Consider the following 21,153-nt stretch of genomic DNA (forward strand, 5'->3'; position numbering starts at 1 on the left):
TTTTAAACCTTGCTAGCCAAAAATTCATCTGCGGTTTTCTCAACAGCCGTACCTTTGAAAAAGTCACGATTCAGGCTGGTGTATAACTCCAAGGGATGAATTGACAGAAAATATTGCAAATCTTCTTCGCTGATAATCTTGCGTTCTACCATTGAATAGGTATTAGCTGCGATCGCAGTAATATCAGGTACGTCCCAATGACCAGAATCAGAACCCAAGAAGGCTTTAACGCGATCGCCATAGGGATTAGCTTTGCGGTTAAAAGCTTGAGCTACACGGGTATCATCTGATTCTGTCCCGAAGTAGAAGTGATTCAAAAAGCGATCGCGGATATCCTCTGGCTTAGTAACTCCTGCAACGGCGAATTCATCCAAATCACCTGGTTCTAGGGGAGATAATAACTCAGCGTGGAAACCTAAACCGCTACCTAGTTGATCCAAACGACCATGTACTAATTCGCCACCGTAACGGGTATATAGTTCTAGTAATTCTTCGCGATCGATATTGGCTGGATTGTTGTTTTCCACCAAATGATCTTTATTGCGTGTATCCCAATGCCAAATCAAATCGGTGTACAAACTAGCACCCCAAGCTGCGCCTCCTTCTAAAAAGGCAAACTTGAGTGTGGGGAAGCGGTGAGTGACACCACCAAAGAATAAAGATTTACATAGGGCTTCCGCAGCCGATGCAAAGTGACCAATATGGTTGTATTGGTAATTGCTAATGGAACGCCGATTTATCCAACCCATACCAGAAGAGTGGGTGGTGGGTACAACTTTCAGTTCTACGCACTTCGCCCAGAAGGGATCGTAATCATACTTACTATCCAAGCCAAAGGTGTCAATCCAAATGGCTTCGTTGGCTACTTCTTCGCCATATTTCTCAAAGGCGGGAATGGGGCGGCGGATATGTCCGGGAATTTGAATGGCTTTGAGTCCCAGAATATTTACCGCATATTCCAATTCTGCGATCGCCTCTTCGGGCGTATGCATGGGAATAGCGGCAATTGGTGTTAAGCGATCGCTATAAGGGCGAAAAATATCAGCGTGATAGGTGTTGGCTGCACGACAAACAGCCCGCCGCATTTCTTCATGACCGATGTGTGGGGCCATTGTTGCCAAGTTGGGGTACACAACGGCAAAGTCTGTACCAGCTTCTTGCAAGCGTTCGTGTAATAACTTTGGCAAACTAACGGTAGCTAAATTTAAAGCGTCGTTAGTGGGACGAGTCCAGAAAGGAGGGCGGGCGGTGCGGTAAGTGCGGCGTTCATCCCAAGATTGTTTAAACCATTTAGAGCGAGATGCACCGGGTAAGTGTTCTTGAAAACGCTCTGCGATCGCAGTTCCAGCAACTTGCTCTAAATAGTCTAAGAATGCTGGGGGAAATTCTTGAGTATGTATATCTGTGTCAATGATCGGATAACCAAGTTTTTCGCGGATTTGAGCAGACTTGGTTTTATGTGGACGGTCTAGTGCAATAGTCATGGCCATTTTACCTAGATTTTCAAATGGATTGGTCAAGAAGGAAGCAGAAAGTTTACAGGGCTTACGCAAAATAAAGGAAAAACGAACCGCAAAGGCGCAAAGGACACGTTCGCCCTTGGCGTTCCCGAAGGGTAGGAATGAAAGTTTTAGAGAGTTATTGCGTGAGTCCTAAGTTTATAAGTCTGGGAGTTGAGCCTTTGAGCTTGGGAGTTGAGCTTTTGAGCTTGGGAGTTGAGCCTTTGAGCTTGGGAGTTGAGCCTTTGAGCTTGGGAGTTGCACCTTTGAACCTGGAATTTGCACCTTTGAACCGGGGAGTTGCACCTTTGAACCTGGGAGTTGCACCTTTGAACTTGGGAGTTGCACCTTTGAACCTGGGAGTTGCACCTTTGAACTTGGAAGTTGCACCTTTGAACTTGGAAGTTGCTCTTTTAAAAGACTTAATTACAGAAATTTGTTTTTCTTGCTCAGAAAAGTCACTGATTTCTATCTCCTCATCTTCGTCATCTCCCCCACTCCCCACTCCCCATTTCCTATTTTTCTTCAGCAACCCAGTCTGTTAATTTAAAGTCCGACTTTGCTAAACCCTGCGAGACTAAAAATTTCTTTGTTCCCTCTAAAAGTTTCACTCCCTCGGCTGGTAATGGTTCTTCTGATACCTGTCTGAGTGGGAACGATACTTTTATAATATCGATGGGATATTTAGTAGTTTGAGCATGATACTGATAATATTCTTCAGAATTAGCTTTTAAATCCTTAGCTGCTTCTGTGAGAATTGCATTAAATTTCTGTGGGAAATCAGGCTGTTTTGCCAGAAAACTTTCAGTTGCTACAACTAATGATGTCCCTGAAAGACCCTTATGATTCGCAGAAGAATCAATCACTGGAAACCCTTGTGATTTCAGAAAAGGCCCCAGATCGCTAGAGGTTGCATAAGCTGCTATATCACCACGTTCTAAAGCCGCTTTTGCCTCAGTAGTCATCAAGTGAACAACTTTTACATCCTTGGCAATTTTAGCTTCAGCTAACAGACCCAGCAGGTATCGGTGCATATAAGAGCCTTTTTGGGTAGCTATTTTTTCACCCTTAAGTTCAGCAAGCGATCGCGCACCATTCTTTTTCGCTACTAACCAGGCGGTTGTATTAAATTGGCTAATCCGCAACAGTCGGGTTTCTTGACCCCTAGCTTTCAAAACTATGGCTGGTGTATCGCCTAAAGAACCAACATCTAATTGTCCGGCGACAAGCGCCTCATTTAGATCCGGCCCGTTAGGAAATCTTGCAAAAGTAATGTTTTTAAATCCTGCTTTTTGCAACTCACGATTTAAAATTCCTTTTTTCTTTGCCCAACCAAGTGCCCCTGTAGGTTCAGAACTACCTACATAACCTATTCGTAGGGTAGAAATATTATTAGATGCAGCGACAGCTTTATTGACATTAACAGCCTCAATGGATTGAGCAGATTTAGTTTCACCTTGGCTACATGCTGTAGTTAGTAGCAGTAGGACACAAGCTACTGAGGTTGATAATCTCGTACTAGACATAAGGTATCTAGGGCGTGTTTCCAAACCTCTCGTTAAGCAATCTCGTCTTTGAAGATCCCCCCAACCCCCCTTAAAAAGGGGGGCTTTAAGAATTTCTTTTCCCTCTTTAAAAAAAAGGGCTTTAAGAATTTCTTTTCCCCCCTTTTTAAGGGGGGTTAGGGGGGATCTTCGAGTTTGAAAACAGTCACTAGACTCAAAATACCTAATTTTTATAGGACTACGTTCTGCTTCCTGCTTCTTGCTTCCTGCCTTTTTTAATGCCAGCATGACTTTTTTCTCCGCCGCACTACTTCATCTGCTTCAAAATTTGGAATGTTTGATCCGCTTTTGCTGTTGAAGTACGTTTATGCCCCCAGCCGATGTTTTCCCGGTAACTACCCAGCAGCCCAACTTCTGCCAATTCTGCCTCGTTGACTGAAGCCGTCACATCGCTTTCTGGTGCTACATAAAGCGCATCAACTGGACAATACAATTCGCACATATAACAGGTTTGACAGTCACTCTGTCGAGCAATGGTTGGCGGCGCATCAGCTACACGGTCAAATACGTTGGTTGGACAAATATTCACGCAGATATTACATTTTATGCACCGCGATTCGCTGACCAACTCAATCACACTGCTGCTCCTATTTTAGATAAAGGCTTTTCTGTACTTAGCGGCTGACTCTTCACCCAAACCTGATCTAATCCGCCGCTAATCAGGTGATGTTGCTGGTTAGCATCAAGTTCTGGATAGTCTTGATGTTTGTGCATCCCACGAGTTTCTTTACGTTCAATGGCACTGCTGTACATCCATCGTGCTGTGGCTACCATTGCCGTAGCTTCTCGCGCCCGGATTAGCTCTTTATCTGATGTTACGTGGCTGTTGCGGAGTTCTTGCCAAAGATGATTTAGCTTACTCAAAGACTCGGTTAAGCCTTGTTCTGTACGGAAATAGTTCTTTTCGTAGGGGAATACTTCAGCTTGGACTGCTTGAATAATTTCATCAGTCGCTAAGGAGCGATGCCTTCGGCGGCAAGCTACGCTCCCACTCTGTAATCCTACCTCTCCAATACCCTTAACTTGTCGTTGAGTTTTGTATTCTCCCAAGCTGCGGCTATATTCAGCAGCCGATTTACCCGACCAATAGCCAGAAGATATTGCCCAAGCTGCGTTATGACTACCACCGCCAGTAAATCCGCCACAAATCAGTTCGCGTGTAGCCGCATCTCCAGCCGCATAGAGTCCCCGCACTGAACTAGCACAACTCTCATCGACAATCCGAATTCCTCCCGTACCGCGCACAGTTCCCTCTAAACGCAGAGTCACAGGGAAACGTTGGGTAAATGGATCGATACCTGCACGATCAAAGGGTAAAAAGAAGTTGGGCTGTGCTAAACGCATAGATGGCCGCATCGATTCCGCCGCTTTGTCTATGATGGCGTAAACTGGCTGTTGCAGTAATGTCTGGGCAATTACTGACCGTCTATGAGAACTTGCACCCGGAATCACACTACCGTCTTCGTAGGTGAAAGTTGCCCAATTATAAAACAGGGTTTTGGTAACTGAAGAAAAAGCGGGGGAGATGCCATAGGCATTGGAAAATTCCATACCTGACATCTCAGCACCTGCTTCAGCAGCCATCAGATAACCATCCCCCGTCAGGACGTTGCATCCTAACGCTTTACTGAGAAATGCACAGCCGCCTGTGGCGATAATTGTGGACTGCGATCGCACTTTCCATTTCTCACCAGTTTGACGATTCACACCTGTTGCACCAGCAACAGCACCATCGTCATCTACCAGTAGTTCTAAGGCGGGGCTATTATCTAAAATCTTGACTCCAGCGCGTTGAATTTGCCGCCGCATCAGCCGCATATACTCTGGCCCTTGCAGCGATCGCCGGTAGGGTTTGCCTTCATCGTCGGTAGGGAAGGGATAACCCCACTCTGCTAACTGATTGACGTTTGCATAGGTCTGATCCAGTACTCGATCCATCCAATTGCGATCGGACAAAAACCCACCCAACGATTCTCGACTCGCCTTTGCAGTTTCTCGTGCTTCTGGGTCAGGCGGCACATACCACACACCATTTCCAGATGCAGCAGCGCATCCAGTCGTACCACAATATCCTTTGTCTACCAGGACAACTTTTGCTCCACTTGATGCAGCACTCCAAGCCGCCCAAGTTCCAGCCGGGCCACCTCCAATCACAAGCACATCTGCTTCTAAGTCAAGTTCAAAATCGGTTGTTAACGTCTTCAGCATTTACAATTTCCCCCCATCGATAAAGTCTTAAGCATCAAGTCTTCACCCCATCGATGCTGCAAAATATTCAGAAATCTGTTTGCCCATTTACTTGAGGACTTCTCAGTAGCCTCTATTTATGGCTCATTTAGCCAGAATAGAAAATCCTTTAACTTGATCGGCGAACCGTAGTTTATTTATATAACAAAGCTTTTCACAGTTTGAGATAAAAAGCAAGCATTTTAACAAATTCAAATGTAAATTTATCAAAACAGAATTCAGGTGTCAGGACGGGCTAAACCCTAGCTATCCGCTAACAAAATTAATAATGAATGCTGTACAACGGAGGGTAGCAAGGCCGCGATCGGTAGAAATATCTTAAGAATCCTCATTTCTTTTAAGGTGGGGAGCCTCAACTAGTTTGTCAGTATTATGATGTGTTGAATTGGGCGATTTAGAATAGAAGCCACCTACCTCTGCCAAAGTATAAAGGGGTCTAGCTTTAACTTCTTCATAGATGCGCCCTATATATTCGCCTAAAATGCCAACACTAACTAACTGCACAGATCCGAGAAAGAAAATTGCCATCAAAATAATCGTGAACCCAGTTAAAGGCGAATGGGGAAGAAAAAGCCGCCAATACAAGATTAATAAAGCCATGAAGATGGCCGCCGCCGCCGCTAATAAGCCTAAGTAGGTTGATAACCGCAGTGGAACTATTGAAAAGGATACTAAACCATTAATAGCAAGGGCCAAAGATTTGCTGAAAGTGTATTTAACTTCCCCAGCAAAGCGGGGATCGCGCTCGAACCGAATTGCTGTTTGCTGAAAGCCAACCCAAGAACGCAAACCACGAATGTAGCGGGTACGTTCTGGCATAGAATTGAGAATATCTACAATTTGCCGATCCATTAAACAAAAATCACCAGTATCAGTAGGAATATCTACATCTGCAAGCTTCTTGAGGAGACGATAAAAAAAGTAGGCAGTAAAACGCTTAAACCATCCTTCCTTGAGGCGTTGAGTGCGTTGAGCGTAGACGACCTGATAGCCCTGTCGCCATTTTTCAATCATGTCTGGGATTAGTTCTGGCGGATCTTGTAAGTCAGCATCAAGGATGATAATAACTTGACCTCGAACAAAATTAAGACCGGCAGTAACTGCAATTTGATGACCAAAGTTACGAGCAAAGCTCAAGTAGCAAATGCGTGGATCTTTTTGATGGAGTTCTCGTATTAATTGTAAGGAGCGATCGCGGCTACCATCATTGATTAAAATTAATTCGACAAGACCATCTAGCCGATTCATTACTGCACTTAGTCTGCGGTATAGTTCGGGTATAATTTCTTCTTCGTTATAAATTGGAACAATCAATGAATACTTTGGTAGCATCTAGGAATTCCGTTTAATTTTGAAACAGCCAAGCTGACAGACTGCTTCTCATGATAAATGGTTTAGTTCTCAGTATACTTAGCAAGATTCAAGTCAGATTGTTATAGTTTATTTATTCTCCGGGTTGATGTCATCTGAAGAGTCAGATTCTTTAAGGCTTTCTACAGCTTTTTTAGGAAAAGTCCGACGATGGCGATACCAAGTAGACCCTGCTACTAGTATTCCAGTTAAGCCCAAAGCTAGTACTAGCGGCAAAAAATCACCTGTTTTGACTGCTTTCAAACCAGAACTACCTAGTAGTACAAAAGGTAAGACACTAGGAACAGTACCAAGTGTTGTGCCCATAACATAATCTTTAAAGCTAATCGAAGTCAGTCCAGCAACAAAGTTTACTAAGCCATAAGGCATGATTGGTACTAGTCGGATGGCAAACATATAAAAAAGCCCTCCACGCCGTACCTCCGCATCCATAGCTTGCCAGCGTCCTGCTAGTCGTTTTGCAACTGTTTTCCGTCCAATAGTACGAGTAAAAACGAAAGCAATAATTGCCGCAATAATTGCTCCAAAACTAGTCCAGAAAGTACCCAGCCAAGGGCCAAAAATTGCACCTCCAGTCAAATTCAACACTGTTGAGGGCAGAACTAACATAGTTGCTACAACATACAAAGCAACATAAATAATCGGTGCCCAGATACCAGAAGCTTTCAGCAAAGCCTGAATTTGTGCTGGTTCAATACCGCCAATCAGATATACTCCTATACCAGTTGCAATTATGCAACTCAGCGTAAGTAGTAAAATACCAGTTTTTAAGTTCCACACTAGAACTCTACTCCTACTTTTTTTGTAACATAACCCATCTTTCGCAAATATCCCTTTTAATTAACTCGCATAAACGAGTCAAAAACGAAATGTCCTCAAGATGTTTTTCACAGCCGGAAGAATCTTGAGAACAGTTAAGTTTTTGACAATCCATTATTAAGGATATGCCAGTGTAGCGATATTTGTTCAGTCTGGGGAATGTCAACAAAGAGGAAAGGGGGCAGGGGAGAATGGCACTAAGATAAGCGCAAACCCGTGATTTAACTGGCTTTTGAGTGTGGGGAGCCAGATTTCTTCCCCATCCTCCCACACCTCCCACACCTCCCACACCTCCCCTGCCCCCTGTCTCTTCAGTCAAAGTTCTACATTAGAAAACCTAAGTTTTCCCGATTAAAACCTAAAGACAGTACGAACCCAAGCAAATAAACTATCAGGATTGCTGGCATCAGAGTCCGGTGCAGTAATCCAGATTAAACCCGGTGTCACCTCAATATTATCTCCGATTTTATATTGGTAAAATGCCTCAACGTGCAGGGAGGTATCTTTGTCTGCTTGTCCTGCACCTGCTCCCAAATTTACACCCTGACTGAGCCTGGTGAGTTTCGGCTCCATACCAACTAAAATCCCCCCTAAAGCACCCTCACTAAAAAGATCGGGGAATGCTAGTCCTACGGCCCAATCCATTGCACTACCATCACCGCGCCCCAAATAGCGGTGCGCTCCGTAACTTATCCACCCATTAATTGCCAACTTGGAATTAACTTGATAGAACGCCTGTAGTCCATAAAGATTGGCTACAGTTCCCGCTCCAGCTACGGTGCTGTTTACCAGGTTACTACCGACTGCTGGGCCGAAGTTTGTTCCGCTTAGACCTTGGGTATTTGCTGGACTATAAGTATTGACGTAAGTTGCCGCCACCCGAAAATTTCGATTAGAGGAGTAGTAGATTATCTGTGCTAAAGCTAAATACCTGCCTGTAAATAAGCCATTATTAGTTGTGGGATTACCACCGTTTGGTGCGCTGTATGCTATCCCTACTTGAACCTGTTTGCCTAATTTTTGGAGTATGGCAATTCCGGGCCCGCTATCTCCATAGTTATAGACCAAAGACCGCCGTGAAAATCGTGAAATCCCATTAGCACCGGTTGCAGAAGACGATTCAAAATATGGATTGATAGGGCCAGAAAGACCTATCTCACTAGCTCCATCAGATAGGGCATAAATGTTAACTTGAGTATCTGGATTAGGTAAAAAACGATACCGCACGCCACCGAGAAGAATAGTATTACGTGCAAAGGTAATACTGGAGTTATCAGCAGTTCTCCCCTCAAAAGTTCCTAATAATCCAGCTCTTGTTTGTCCCAATGATTCAATATTTCCACCTGACAGCGATAAGCTGAGTGAATCTTTACCGTTAAAACTGGTGTTTAACCGTAAAGTCGTTGAACCTTGAAGTGTGGCATTGCGAGGTGCAGGTCTTTTGGTAACGACATTATTGCCAGCCAGAACCGAGCCAAGAACAATCTGCGCTCGACCTATAAGTTTAGTTGTGGTTGTAAACTGATTTGCCTCTAATTTCGCAGTCCGCGTTTCCAAGTTATCTAAGCGTCCCCGAAATTGAGCAAGTTCTGGAGAAAATTGTTCTTGTAGTTTTTTGATGGCATCCAAGTCTTCTCGTTTGACCAAATCTGCCGTTGAAGTCGCTATTAATTCATTGAGGCGATCTAAAGCAGCATTCAACCCAGCAGCAAATTCATACCGTGTTAGGGCACGATTCCCTTTAAATGTGTCATCTGTATATCCAGCAATTACACCGTAGCGCTCCACCAAAGACTGTAATGCTTGAAATGCCCAATCTGTGGGCAAAACATCTGACAGCTGCGAGACAGATGTCACTTGTCCTGCTGCATTATTTGGAGCTTTTTTATTAGTTGGTGGTGCAACTTCCAACAATTGCGAGACAGGTGTGACTCGTTCTGGGCTGGTAGCTTTTTTACCAGTTAGCGGTGGAATTGAAGAAGAAGGTAGGACGCAGGATAGCGCACAGGAAGCAGGAGGGGATGCGACCTCTCCTGGCCCTTTGCCTTCTGTCTCTATCGTTGAAGTTTCTAGTGTTTGATTGATAATTGCTTCTGGAGCTTTGTTCACTTCTGCTTCAGCAGTAGATACATCAGATTTAGGGAGTTCAGCGTGACTTTTTACTGGATAAAAAACCAGAATGGCTAGAATATCTAGCAATAAGAACGTGAACATTATGTATCTATATTTAGAGCGAAAATTCGACATTACCCTTGAACTCCTCAACCTGAAAAACGAATAAATTAGCTCTAGCTTTGACAGAAAAACTAGCGGAAATTATTGATGAAATATTTGTGCTAAACCATTAGTTAATGAGTTAGCAAAGGTTCCCCTAGTAAGAAAAGTGCAAATCCTCGATAAATATCGTAAGCATTACTAGGCAATTCAGTGTAGACTCCAAAACTCATAGAAAATTCTCAAAACAAAATTCAAAATTCGGTTTGATATTGGAGTGCGACTGGTGAGATAAGGCAACAAAATTCATCCACGGCTACTGGCATCGACTAAATCTTGAATTTAATTCAAGGTATTGATTGACAATTAACATTAGCTGAATACACTAATTAGTAAGCAGCTAGATTTCACAATCTCAATTGTTAAGAAAAGCAGATAAAACGATAAGTCGATAGATTTACCGGATTTTGCGTAAAATTATCTTTGCATAGAGCTTGTTACAATGCAAGACCCAGTATTTATTCATGAAGAGAAAATATATCAAAATTATTGGTTAGGTCAACTCAACCCAAGCAACTGCGATCGCGTAGCGTGCCGTAGGCGTTCGCATCGCGTACCGTAGGTAATCGCCGCAGATAGCCACTCGGTAAAAATCCCCTATCCCTATATTTATGAGGATTCCTCCTGCCTATTCCCTCTTCCCTATTCCCTCCTCCCTATTCCCTCCCTTTTGCCTTACTCGATTAAAAGTTGTATTTTCCAACACAGCAATTCTGACTACAAAAGTGTCAAAATTACCGACTAAGGAGTTCGTTATTCAGGCAGCCCTTTTTTACTAATGGTTAAATTAGGCTTGATTTTTAGATAATATCGGGTAGAATTTTGTCTATAAAATACGGCAATTCGATCGGATAATCGTATATTAAGTTCTCATACCCTGATAGATATGGAAATTCTCTGGTTTATTCCTACTGGATCTCATGACGGACGCTATTTAGGCACAGATATTGGCTCTCGTGTTGCCACACCTGATTATTTGCAGCAAATTGCTCAAGCTGTGGATAATTTAGGCTACACGGGTGCATTGTTACCCACAGGGAGTTCTTGTGAAGATGCTTGGATAACTGCCGCCGCTTTTATATCTGTCACCAAGCAGATGAAATTTCTCGTAGCAATTCGTCCAGGAATTACTTCTCCTGGTGCTGCTGCACGGATGGCAGCAACATTTGATCGGATTTCTAAAGGAAGATTGTTAATTAATGTGGTGACAGGTGGAGATCCGGTGCAACTCGCTGGAGATGGCTTGCATCTTAGTCATGACGATCGCTATGATTTAACCGATGAATTTCTTACTGTTTGGCGGGGTATCGTCAGTGGGGAAACAGTCGATTTTAAAGGAAACTACCTGGATATCAAAGGTGGTAAACTCCTATTTCCGCCAGTCCAAAAACCCTATCCACCATTGTGGTTTGGTGGCTCATCTGCGGCTGCAAAGCGCGTTGCTGCTAAACATATAGATGTTTATCTAACTTGGGGCGAACCTCCACAGCAAGTTGCTCAAAAGATTGCTGAGGTTAAACGACTGGCGGCTGAACAAGGTAGAACAGTCCGCTTTGGGATTCGCTTGCATGTAATTGTGCGAGAAACCGAGTCTGCGGCTTGGGATGCAGCCAATGAGCTAATTAAGTATGTTGATGAGGATGCGATCGCAAAAGCTCAACAACACCTAGCTAGTTCTGATTCTGAAGGACAGCGACGGATGAGTCAACTACATAGTGGTAGTCGAGAAACCCTAGAGATTAGCCCCAACCTATGGACAGGAATTGGATTAGTGCGGGGTGGTGCTGGTACAGCCCTAGTTGGAGATCCCGATACTGTTGCCGCTAGGATGCTGGAATATCAAGATTTGGGCATAGAAACCTTTGTGTTCTCTGGATATCCCCATTTAGAAGAGGCATATCGCACAGCTGAATTATTATTTCCACGTTTACCTTTGCAGAAACAAACTGCACCGCTAACGCCACCAGTCTTGAGTACTGTTAGCGAAATAGTTAGCAGTGAAAAATTTGCTAAACAACTAACGAGCGCTTCATGAATAATTCGTAATTCGTAATTTACTCTTTAATTACGAATTATGGTAACGATGCTTCTAGATTCATCTTTGCGGAAATCTAAAATCTAAAATCCCATGACTATTACCCTTAAACATACCAAAAGAAACAATAATATATCCCTGAGCGAGGTGTTAGAAAACCCGCAAATCGATAAAATAGTTCCCTGGATTGTACCCGTTCTAGTGCTAGTACTTTGGGAATTTGCTTCCAGAACTGGTTTACTTTCAACCAGAATTTTACCTGCCCCTAGTGGCGTAATCGCTACAGCCATTAGACTAGCCTCCACCGGAGAACTTTTTCAGCATATAGGAATTAGTGCTGGACGGGCGATATCTGGTTTTATAGTTGGTGGCAGTATTGGGTTCGGTTTGGGATTGCTCAATGGCTTTTCCCGTATAGCAGAAAAGTTATTGGATAGTTCTTTGCAAATGCTCCGGACTATCCCTAATTTGGCATTAATTCCCCTGGTAATTCTCTGGTTTGGTATCGGCGATCAAGCTAGATTATTTTTAGTGTCTATGGGGGTATTTTTCCCGTTATATCTTAATACATTTCATGGCATTCGCAGTGTAGATCCTGGGCTGATTGAAATGGGAAAAGTCTATGGATTGAAAACACCACAACTTCTGTGGCAAATTATTTTTCCAGGAGCTTTATCTTCAATTCTCGTCGGTGTCCGTTTTTCTTTGGGGATTATGTGGCTGACATTAATTGTGGCAGAAACGATCGCAGCGGATTCTGGACTGGGTTATATGGCAATGAATGCCCGTGAATTTATGCAAACTGATGTTGTGGTTTTGAGTATTGTTATCTATGCACTGCTGGGTAAATTAGCAGATGCTGTTGCCAGAGGGTTAGAAACCAAATTCTTGGCTTGGAATCCTAACTATCAAAGGTCATAAATGGCAAAATCACCAAGGTCAAATCTTAAAAACTCTTGATTTTGGGTGTAGTTTTCAAATTCAATATTTCACCAAATAATTCAATCCCAATCGTTCTGAGAAAATGAGGTTTTGCAAGTGAGTTATAATGTACAAGGTACGCAACTAAGTATTTTGGATTTGACGAAATCTTTCGGTAATAAAACTGTTTTAAACTCGCTAAACTTAGAAGTTGAAGCAGGTGAATTTGTCGCTATCGTCGGACGTAGTGGTTGTGGTAAAAGTACCTTATTGCGTCTGGTGTCAGGATTAGATAAAGCAACTTCAGGCGGAATACTACTGGATGGAGAACCACTGCGTAGACTCAGCCGCTCTGTAACAGTGATGTTTCAAGACCCCCGCTTACTGCCGTGGAAGCGCGTTGTTCAGAATGTGGGGTTAGGCTTGGAAGGCAATTGGCGTGAAAAAGCTTTGTGGGCACTCGATAAAGTCGGACTCAAAGATCGGGCTGATGAGTGGCCTTATGTCTTATCTGGTGGACAACGGCAACGGGTGTCATTGGCAAGGGCATTAGTTAGCCAGCCCCGTTTGTTATTGTTAGATGAACCTTTAGGAGCATTAGATGCTCTAACTCGTCAAGAGATGCAGGGTTTGATAGAGAACTTATGGCAAGAGCGGAGATTTACTGCATTTTTGGTGACTCACGATGTAGAAGAAGCTGTGGCGTTGGCAGACCGAGTGATAGTGATTGATGAAGGACGTATTTCTCTCGATTTACCTGTAAAACTTTCACGTCCGCGAGATAGAAGTAGCGAAGTGTTTATCAATATCAGAGAAGCAGTTCTTCAGCGAGTAATGAGCAATGAAAGTACTCAGTCAAATAACCAATTGTTGCAGTTGAGTAGTTGAGATTTAGCTTTCGTTAGTTGATTAATGTAATGCTTGAGGTAGCTGTGGTAAAAATAGGCTACTTCGAGAATCAATGTTATTAATATAGTTATCTAATTTGCGAAAAATAATTTTTTATCGAAAAAGGAGTCAAGAGTTAGAATTCTATTAGGTATTCTGACCGAAAAAGCGCTTGATTCTGAATTCTCCTTCAAAGCAAACCGCAGAGACGCAGAGAACACAGAGAGAATAAAGAGATATTGCCACAAATCATTTAGTAAATAGTGCTTTTATTTATTAGTAAACCAGAAGCAATTTATAGAGATATTTCTGTAAATAGAAAAGAGGTGATCTACCATGAAACTGATCTTACCGCTCGATCTCGTTGCTGACATTGAGCCTCATCTACCGCCTGATACAGAGGTTGTCACAGTAGATGTTGAAGGAAATTTAGATGGGGATGCTACTGATGCTGAAGTTTATTTTAGTTGGTTTTTAACCAGAAGCCCGACGCTACATAAAATAATAGCAGCAGCACCTGCACTGCGTTGGCATCATGCACCAAATGCAGGCGTGAATCACATCCTGACACCAACTTATTTGGAAAGAGATATTATCCTCACAAATGGGGCTGGGGTGCATGGAATTCCGATCGCAGAATTTGCGATCGCTTATATCCTAGCTCATGCCAAACACCTGCAAGAATTATATGCTCTACAAGCAGAACGTCACTGGAAAAGAGGCTTTGCCATCCAAGAATTGACAGATGCGACCTTACTAATTATCGGTGCCGGTGGTATTGGTCAAGAAATCGCCGCCCGTGCTAAACCCTTCGGCTTAAGAATTATTGGCAGTCGCCGTCATCCCCAAGAGCTACCAAATTTTGATAAAGTAGTGGGTGCTGATGAATGGCGATCGCTTCTGCCAGGAGTTGATTATGTAGTTATTGCAACACCTCTAACTCCAGAAACCAAAGAATTTATTGATGAATCTGTATTGCGATCACTCCCAAAACATGCCTACCTAATTAATATTGCTCGCGGTGGCCTAGTCGATGAATCGGCTTTAATAAAAGCACTCACAGAAGGTTGGATTGCAGGTGCAGCATTAGACACAGTTAACTCAGAACCGTTACCACCACAAAGTCCTTTATGGTCACTTCCTAACATCTTTATCACACCTCATATTTCTAGCGATTCCCCAAAAATTAAACAGCGTTCAATAGCACTATTTATTGATAATCTGAAGCGTTACCAAGCTGGTCAACCATTACGAAATGTAGTAGATAAAGAAGCAGGATACTAAAGAATTAAAAATTAAAAATTAAAAATGAAGAGGTGTTGCCAATTGGGTTACACAATCCAAAATCTAAAATGGAATTAGGGAGTAGCAAATGGTGAAATTGATTTTACCCGATCATCTCATTGCTGATATTGAGCCTTATCTACCGCCTGATATAGATGTTGTGGAGGTGGATAGTGAAGGTAATCTTGATGGTGATGTCAGTGATGCAGAAGTTTATGTCAACGGATTTTACTTGAAAACTTCTACCCTTGACAAAGTATTGACAGCAGCGCCCAGGCTGCGTTGGCAACAGTCGCCGAGTGCTGGCGTGAATCACATCCTTACGCCAAATTTTTTGCAAAAAGATATTATCCTCACTAATGGCGCAGGGGTTCACGCGATTCCAATTTCGGAATTTGTACTGGCATTCATGCTTTATCACGCCAAGAATCTGCGAAAATTGCAAACTTTGCAGGATGAACACACCTGGGTGAGAGGAGTGTTTCTCGAAGAGTTAGCAGACGCGACTTTATTAATTCTCGGCACTGGGAATATAGGTCAAGCGATCGCATCTCGCGCTAAAGCCTTTGGTGTTAAAGTTTGGGGGAGTCGCCGCCATCCCGAACCCCTACCGAATTTTGACAAGATCGTTGGTGCTGATGAATGGCGATCGCTCCTACCCGCAGCCGACTATGTAGTAATTGCCACGCCACTAACCCCAGAAACGAAAGGCTTGATCGATGAAGCCGCCTTGCGCTCTATGCGTCAGTCTGCTTACTTAATTAATATTGCTCGTGGTGCGATCGTTGATGAAACAGCATTATTCACCGCACTAAGTGAGGGATGGATTGCAGGTGCTGGATTAGATACAGTGGCTACAGAACCTCTGCCACCGGAAAGTCCTTTGTGGTCGTTGCCGAACGCCTTTATCACCCCCCATTGTTCAGCCCTATCACCACGACTGAGAGAGCGCATAGCACAACTGTTTATCGACAATCTTAAACGCTATCAAACCGGTCAACCCTTGCGGAATGTCGTAGACAAGAAAGCGGGATATTGATTGGGAATTGGGAATTGGGCATTAGCCTGGATTTCTCACTTGTGAGAAATCCAAGGGGTGTGGGAGGTGTGGGAAGTGTGGGAGGATGGGGAAGAAGTCTTACCCCCCACACTCCCCACACTCCTCTTCGGTCACTCTCCGAACACAAGAATCAAAAGCAATGTTTAAACCTTAGACTAGGGTTGGGTTTGTGGCTTTATTTTCTAGTATGATAAATATCATCATCGCTTTATCATGAAACTCTTGTGTAGCAAGAACTTCATCTTTTTATCTGGGAAAAGTGACACAAGAGGGATATCTAGAGAGGCAATCCAATAAAAGTAGTGAATACTAACTTTGGATACTTTTAGTATTTTTTCAATTGTTCTAAATAAACAGCAACCACTATCATAATGCTGTTACATCTTTGTTAAGAATAGTTACAAGTTCTTAACACAAGGAAATATCTCGTATGGAAGTCTCACTTGAAAAGAATGCACCACATCGGGTTGTCATTGTTGGTGGTGGCTTTGGTGGACTGTATGCAGCAAAGGGTCTGAATGCAGCGAATGTAAATGTTACTCTCATTGATAAACGAAACTTTCACCTATTTCAGCCGCTTTTATATCAAGTTGCCACAGGTACGCTATCACCTTCTGATATTTCCGCACCATTGCGATCTGTATTCAGCAAAAGCAAGAATACAAAGGTGTTGTTGGGAGAAGTACATGATATTGATCCAAAAGCGCAACAAGTTATTTTGGGTGATGAAGTAGTACCTTATGACACATTAATTGTTGCCACAGGTGCTAACCATTCCTATTTTGGTAAGGATCATTGGGAAGAAGTTGCTCCTGGCTTGAAAACTGTGGAAGATGCGATAGAAATGCGTCGCCGGATATTTGGCGCATTTGAAGCAGCAGAAAAAGAAACTGATCCCGAAAAACGTCGCGCTTGGTTGAGTTTTGTGATTGTGGGTGGTGGCCCGACTGGTGTAGAGTTAGCAGGTGCGATCGCAGAATTGGCATACAAAACTCTTAAAGAAGATTTCCGCAGCATCGACACTTCAGAAACGAAAATTTTACTATTACAAGGGGGCCCTCGCATCCTCCCACACATGGTGCCAGAGTTATCGGCATCAGCAGCAGTATCTTTGCAAAAGTTGGGTGTAGAACTGCACACTCACACCAGAGTGACAAATATTGAAGGTGATATTGTTACTTTCAAGCAAGACAATGAATTTACAGAAATTGCCTCAAAAACTATATTGTGGGCAGCAGGTGTTCAAGGTTCCCCAATGGGGAAAGTCTTAGCAGAAACTACAGGTGTAGAGCGCGATTACTCTGGGCGTGTAATTGTAGAACCTGACTTGTCTATCGAGGGTTATGACAACATTTTCGTAATTGGAGATTTAGCCAACTTCTCCCATCAAGATGCTAAACCTTTACCTGGTGTTGCACCTGTAGCTAAACAACAAGGAGAGTACGTAGGTAAACTAATTCAACGACGGCTTAAAGGTAAGACTTTGCCACAATTTCATTACAACGATGTGGGTAGTTTGGCGATGATTGGGCAAAATTTAGCTGTTGTAGATTTAAGCTTAATCAAACTCACAGGTTTCATTGCTTGGGCATTTTGGCTATTAGTTCACATCTACTTCTTAATCGAGTTTGACACTAAATTACTAGTAGTATTTCAGTGGGCGTGGAATTATATCACTCGTAATCGTCGCTCTAGATTGATTACAGGTCGAGAAGCTTTTGTAGAACCAAAAACTGTTAACAATATAGTGCAAGAGCCTTCTGGAACACCTCTGTAACTTCATCACAGCATTTGTCGACTGGTAGAATCGTTAAAGATGTAGTGCAGTGAATAATGGAGCGAACGAAAGTATCAAATGTCTAGCAAACTGGTGAAGTCTGCCAAATTATAGCTAAGGAAAACCCCCAATTTAGGGGCAAGCGTGGGTGCTGGCATAGCCTCTTCAAAAACTATGCGTTTTGTCCGACTAGCACCCTGGCCTAAGTTCTGAGGTAGAAATATTTATCAACCAAATTAATGTTGTCGTTGATAGCCTGATATAGATAGCCCCCTTACCGCTTACGCGGTGAGGGGGTTGGGGTTCTTGTACCTCACAAAGGCTGAGAACTGCTATAAGAGGATGTTTGAAAAGTCCTCTTGACCCTGATTCTCAGATAGGGGCAATTTATGAATTGCCCCTACCGTGTGTAGTTTTGCATAAGTCCTATTAAAGTAACCCGTGAACAAAATCGAATTGAACATTGCCAAAAATTGTCTGCAATGCTACGCTGTGACTGAAATTGTACATACTATAAGTATGTATAAATTTCAGAGTTAATTTAATCATTAGCTTGGTTAATTTAAGTAAAAGAATGTTAACTTTCTTGTTAACCTGCATATAACACCGAGTTAGCTCCGATAACTGAATCGTATAACTAAATTGGTTGTCTAATCCAAATTAATCAGGCTTTAGTTTTGATTAAAGCCACACATAACTTATTCGTATAATCCCTCCCTAAACCTCTCCTCCACAGAGATAGAGGGGTTAATTCTTACTACCCTTACCTTTTAGTGAAGGGTTTAGGGATTAGGTTTGAGTGCAATTTGTACACGACAACAAATTATTATCGATACCATTTTTATTGAATTTTCTGGAAAAGCTTTGATTGCTTTTGAATTGCAATACTAGTAGTTAAAAATCCGACTGCATCATCAGAAATTCTCATTAGATTAGCTTTTGCCTCCATTTGTAATCTAGATGAGTATATATTTTCATGTCCATAATTTTTAAGGATGAATATAATGACTCGTTTATCCAGCCCGATTGAAAACTTAAAAAATTACTATACAGTTGTAGTTATTGGTTCTGGTTATGGTGGTAGTATTGCCGCATCGCGTTTAGCACGAGCCGGACAGCAAGTGTGTATTTTAGAGCGAGGGAAAGAATTCCAACCTGGTGAATATCCCAAGACTCAAAGCAAAGCATTGGCACAAATGCAGATAGATTTGCCACAACATCATCTAGGTTCGCACACAGCTTTGTATGACTTCCATGTGAATAAAGACATTAATGTATTTATTGGTTGTGGACTAGGTGGAACATCTTTAGTTAACGCCAATGTGTCATTACAAGCTGAACCGCGTGTATTTGCAGATTCACGCTGGCCAAAGGAATTGCGTGATGATGTTGGGACTTTATTAGCCGCAGGTTATCGTCGTGCAGAGGAAATGCTCAAACCTACTCCTTACCCCGAAAATTTTCCTCCTCTGCCAAAATTACAAGCTTTAGAAAAATCGTCTAAATATTTGAATGAAAAGTTCTATCGTCCCCCCATCAACGTGACATTTCAAGATGGGGTGAATCATGTCGGTGTAGAACAAAACAAATGTAATCTCTGCGGTGATTGTGTTTCTGGCTGTAATAATAAAGCCAAAAACACCGTGTTGATGAATTACCTGCCAGATGCAAAAAACCACGGTGCAGAAATCTATACACAAGTTTCCGTGCGACGAGTTGAACGTCAAGGGAATCGCTGGCTAGTCCATTACCAATTATTAAACACGGGACAAGAAAACTTTAATGCTCCCACAATGTTCGTCAGTGCTGATATTGTAATTCTGGCGGCTGGGACATTGGGATCTACAGAAATTTTGCTGCGTTCTCAAGCTGCTGGTTTAGCTGTATCTGAGAAATTGGGACATAATTTTACAGGGAATGGTGATGTCCTAGCTTTTGGCTATAACACCGAGCAAGTAATTAACGGTATTGGTTTTGGCGATCGCCCGGAGAATACCCAAGAACCAGTAGGGCCATGTATTACCGGGATCATAGATATGCGAGAACAGCCGCAATTAGATAACGGGCTAGTGATTGAAGAAGGCTCAATTCCTGGAGGTCTGGCTGCTATATTACCCCAAACCCTTGCGGCGGCTGCCAAAATTTTAGGTAAAGACACCGACTCTGGTTTAGGCGATCGCATCGAAGAAAAAATCCGCGAAGTTGAGAGTTTGACTCATGGTGCTTACACTGGTGCAGTCCGCAATACCCAAACCTACTTAGTCATGACCCATGATGATGCAGCCGGACAAATGTACTTAGAAAATGACCGTCTCCGCATTAAATGGCAAGATGTAGGAAGCCAACCCATTTTTCAACGAGTCAATAATCGTCTCACAGAAGCCACCGAACCCCTAGGCGGTACACAAATTCCTAACCCCATTTGGTCTGATGCCTTTGGTCATGACTTAGTTACAGTCCATCCACTAGGAGGCTGTATCTTAGCGGAAGATGCTGAACACGGTGTTGTCAACCATAAGGGACAAGTATTTGCTAGCAACCAAGGAACAAACGTCTACGAAAACTTATATGTAGCCGATGGTTCAATAGTTCCTCGGACATTAGGTGTAAATCCACTACTGACAATCTCTGCTCTAGCAGAACGCTGCTGTACCCTCATTGCTAAAGACCGGGGTTGGACGATTAATTATGATTTGACTACCCCGTCCATAGTCAACGGTGACACTACCCGTTCTACCACAGTCGGCATTCAATTCACCGAGACTATGCGCGGCTACTTTTCTACCGCAGTCAAAGACGACAACTATCAGCCTGCATTCTGGCAAGGCAAACAAGACAACTCGCCTCTAGAGTTCACCGTTACAGTAATTGCCGATGACTTAGACAAACTACTCAACGACCCCGAACACCTAGGGAAAATAGTTGGTGTAGTTAAAGCCCCCGTTCTATCACCAGAAGCCCTAACCGTCACCAATAGCGATTTTAATTTGTTTGTTGTTCAACAAGGCCAACAAAACACCAGACAAATGCGTTATCGCTTACACATGATGACGCAATCAGGACAACGTTATTACTTGAAAGGCTTCAAGCAAATTCATGATGACCCAGGATTCGATGTTTGGTCTGACACCACCACACTATTCATCACCGTTTATGAGGGCGACAGTGAAAATGATCCCATCGTTGGTCAAGGCATTCTCAAAATTCAGCCGATGGACTTTATCAAACAAATGACCACTATGAAAGTTACCAACGCAGATACTATTGGGGAACGCCTACAAGCAATAGATAGATTCAGTCGTTTCTTTGCCGGCACTTTAGCGGAAGTCTACATTTAACTTTAGGAGACAGGAGCTATGACAATACGGTTCGGTTAAAGGGGAAAGGGGAAAGGGAAAAGGGACTCATGTTTT

The 21,153-nt window shown here is 42.9% G+C and carries 15 protein-coding genes; 8 read left to right on the plus strand and 7 right to left on the minus strand.

Translation table 11 applies throughout. The features are described 5' to 3' along the window. Nucleotides 1–2: 2 nt before the first annotated feature. Nucleotides 3–1,484, minus strand: a complete 1,482-nt coding sequence (locus GJB62_RS13590) for an amidohydrolase family protein (protein WP_114081413.1) — start codon at nucleotides 1,482–1,484, stop codon at nucleotides 3–5. 137 nt (nucleotides 1,485–1,621) lie between these two features. Between GJB62_RS13590 and GJB62_RS13595 the strand changes: the two genes are divergently transcribed. Continuing rightward, nucleotides 1,622–2,044, plus strand: a complete 423-nt coding sequence (locus GJB62_RS13595; RefSeq protein ID WP_147262475.1) for a hypothetical protein — start codon at nucleotides 1,622–1,624, stop codon at nucleotides 2,042–2,044. Here GJB62_RS13595 and GJB62_RS13600 read toward each other — a convergent pair. From GJB62_RS13600 to GJB62_RS13625, 6 genes are all read right to left on the minus strand, one after another. After that, nucleotides 2,015–3,025, minus strand: a complete 1,011-nt coding sequence (locus GJB62_RS13600) for an ABC transporter substrate-binding protein (RefSeq protein ID WP_114081499.1) — start codon at nucleotides 3,023–3,025, stop codon at nucleotides 2,015–2,017. The genes GJB62_RS13595 and GJB62_RS13600 overlap by 30 nt on opposite strands. Before the next feature lie 286 nt (nucleotides 3,026–3,311). Then, nucleotides 3,312–3,641 (minus strand): ferredoxin family protein, encoded by a 330-nt coding sequence (locus GJB62_RS13605; RefSeq protein ID WP_114081411.1) that lies wholly within the window; start codon nucleotides 3,639–3,641, stop codon nucleotides 3,312–3,314. After that, a complete protein-coding gene (locus GJB62_RS13610; protein ID WP_114081410.1) occupies nucleotides 3,638–5,272 on the minus strand; it encodes an FAD-binding protein in 1,635 nt (544 codons plus the stop codon). The genes GJB62_RS13605 and GJB62_RS13610 overlap by 4 nt, the downstream gene beginning before the upstream one ends. Before the next feature lie 357 nt (nucleotides 5,273–5,629). Then, the gene (locus GJB62_RS13615) at nucleotides 5,630–6,643 is read right to left on the minus strand and encodes a glycosyltransferase family 2 protein (protein ID WP_114081409.1); all 1,014 of its coding nucleotides are present in this window, start codon (nucleotides 6,641–6,643) and stop codon (nucleotides 5,630–5,632) included. A 108-nt stretch (nucleotides 6,644–6,751) separates the two neighbouring features. Continuing rightward, entirely contained in the window at nucleotides 6,752–7,462 is a 711-nt protein-coding gene (locus GJB62_RS13620) for a TVP38/TMEM64 family protein (RefSeq protein WP_114081408.1), read from the minus strand. A gap of 390 nt (nucleotides 7,463–7,852) precedes the next feature. Then, entirely contained in the window at nucleotides 7,853–9,715 is a 1,863-nt protein-coding gene (locus tag GJB62_RS13625) for an iron uptake porin (RefSeq protein WP_245246159.1), read from the minus strand. Nucleotides 9,716–10,661: 946 nt separating this feature from the next. Between GJB62_RS13625 and ssuD the strand changes: the two genes are divergently transcribed. The 7 genes from ssuD (at nucleotide 10,662) to GJB62_RS13660 (ending at nucleotide 21,078) form a co-directional block, all read left to right on the plus strand. After that, nucleotides 10,662–11,810, plus strand: coding sequence for an FMNH2-dependent alkanesulfonate monooxygenase (gene ssuD / locus GJB62_RS13630; RefSeq protein WP_114081406.1), 1,149 nt, complete (start codon nucleotides 10,662–10,664; stop codon nucleotides 11,808–11,810). Nucleotides 11,811–11,903: 93 nt separating this feature from the next. Continuing rightward, entirely contained in the window at nucleotides 11,904–12,731 is an 828-nt protein-coding gene (gene ssuC / locus GJB62_RS13635) for an aliphatic sulfonate ABC transporter permease SsuC (protein WP_114081405.1), read from the plus strand. A 117-nt stretch (nucleotides 12,732–12,848) separates the two neighbouring features. After that, nucleotides 12,849–13,619 (plus strand): ATP-binding cassette domain-containing protein, encoded by a 771-nt coding sequence (locus tag GJB62_RS13640; protein WP_114081404.1) that lies wholly within the window; start codon nucleotides 12,849–12,851, stop codon nucleotides 13,617–13,619. Nucleotides 13,620–13,955: 336 nt separating this feature from the next. Next, a complete protein-coding gene (locus tag GJB62_RS13645) occupies nucleotides 13,956–14,903 on the plus strand; it encodes a D-2-hydroxyacid dehydrogenase (protein ID WP_114081403.1) in 948 nt (315 codons plus the stop codon). An 88-nt stretch (nucleotides 14,904–14,991) separates the two neighbouring features. Beyond that, nucleotides 14,992–15,942: a D-2-hydroxyacid dehydrogenase gene (locus GJB62_RS13650; RefSeq protein WP_114081402.1), complete on the plus strand. Its 951-nt coding sequence runs from the start codon at nucleotides 14,992–14,994 to the stop codon at nucleotides 15,940–15,942. Between the two features lie 451 nt (nucleotides 15,943–16,393). Then, entirely contained in the window at nucleotides 16,394–17,740 is a 1,347-nt protein-coding gene (locus GJB62_RS13655) for an NAD(P)/FAD-dependent oxidoreductase (RefSeq protein WP_114081401.1), read from the plus strand. A gap of 1,004 nt (nucleotides 17,741–18,744) precedes the next feature. After that, nucleotides 18,745–21,078 carry a GMC family oxidoreductase gene (locus GJB62_RS13660; protein WP_114081400.1) on the plus strand — a complete coding sequence of 778 codons (2,334 nt, stop codon included), beginning with the start codon at nucleotides 18,745–18,747 and terminating at the stop codon, nucleotides 21,076–21,078. Nucleotides 21,079–21,153 lie beyond the last annotated feature (75 nt).

This window comes from Nostoc sp. ATCC 53789 (assembly GCF_009873495.1).
GTDB classification, from domain to species: Bacteria; Cyanobacteriota; Cyanobacteriia; order Cyanobacteriales; family Nostocaceae; genus Nostoc; species Nostoc muscorum_A.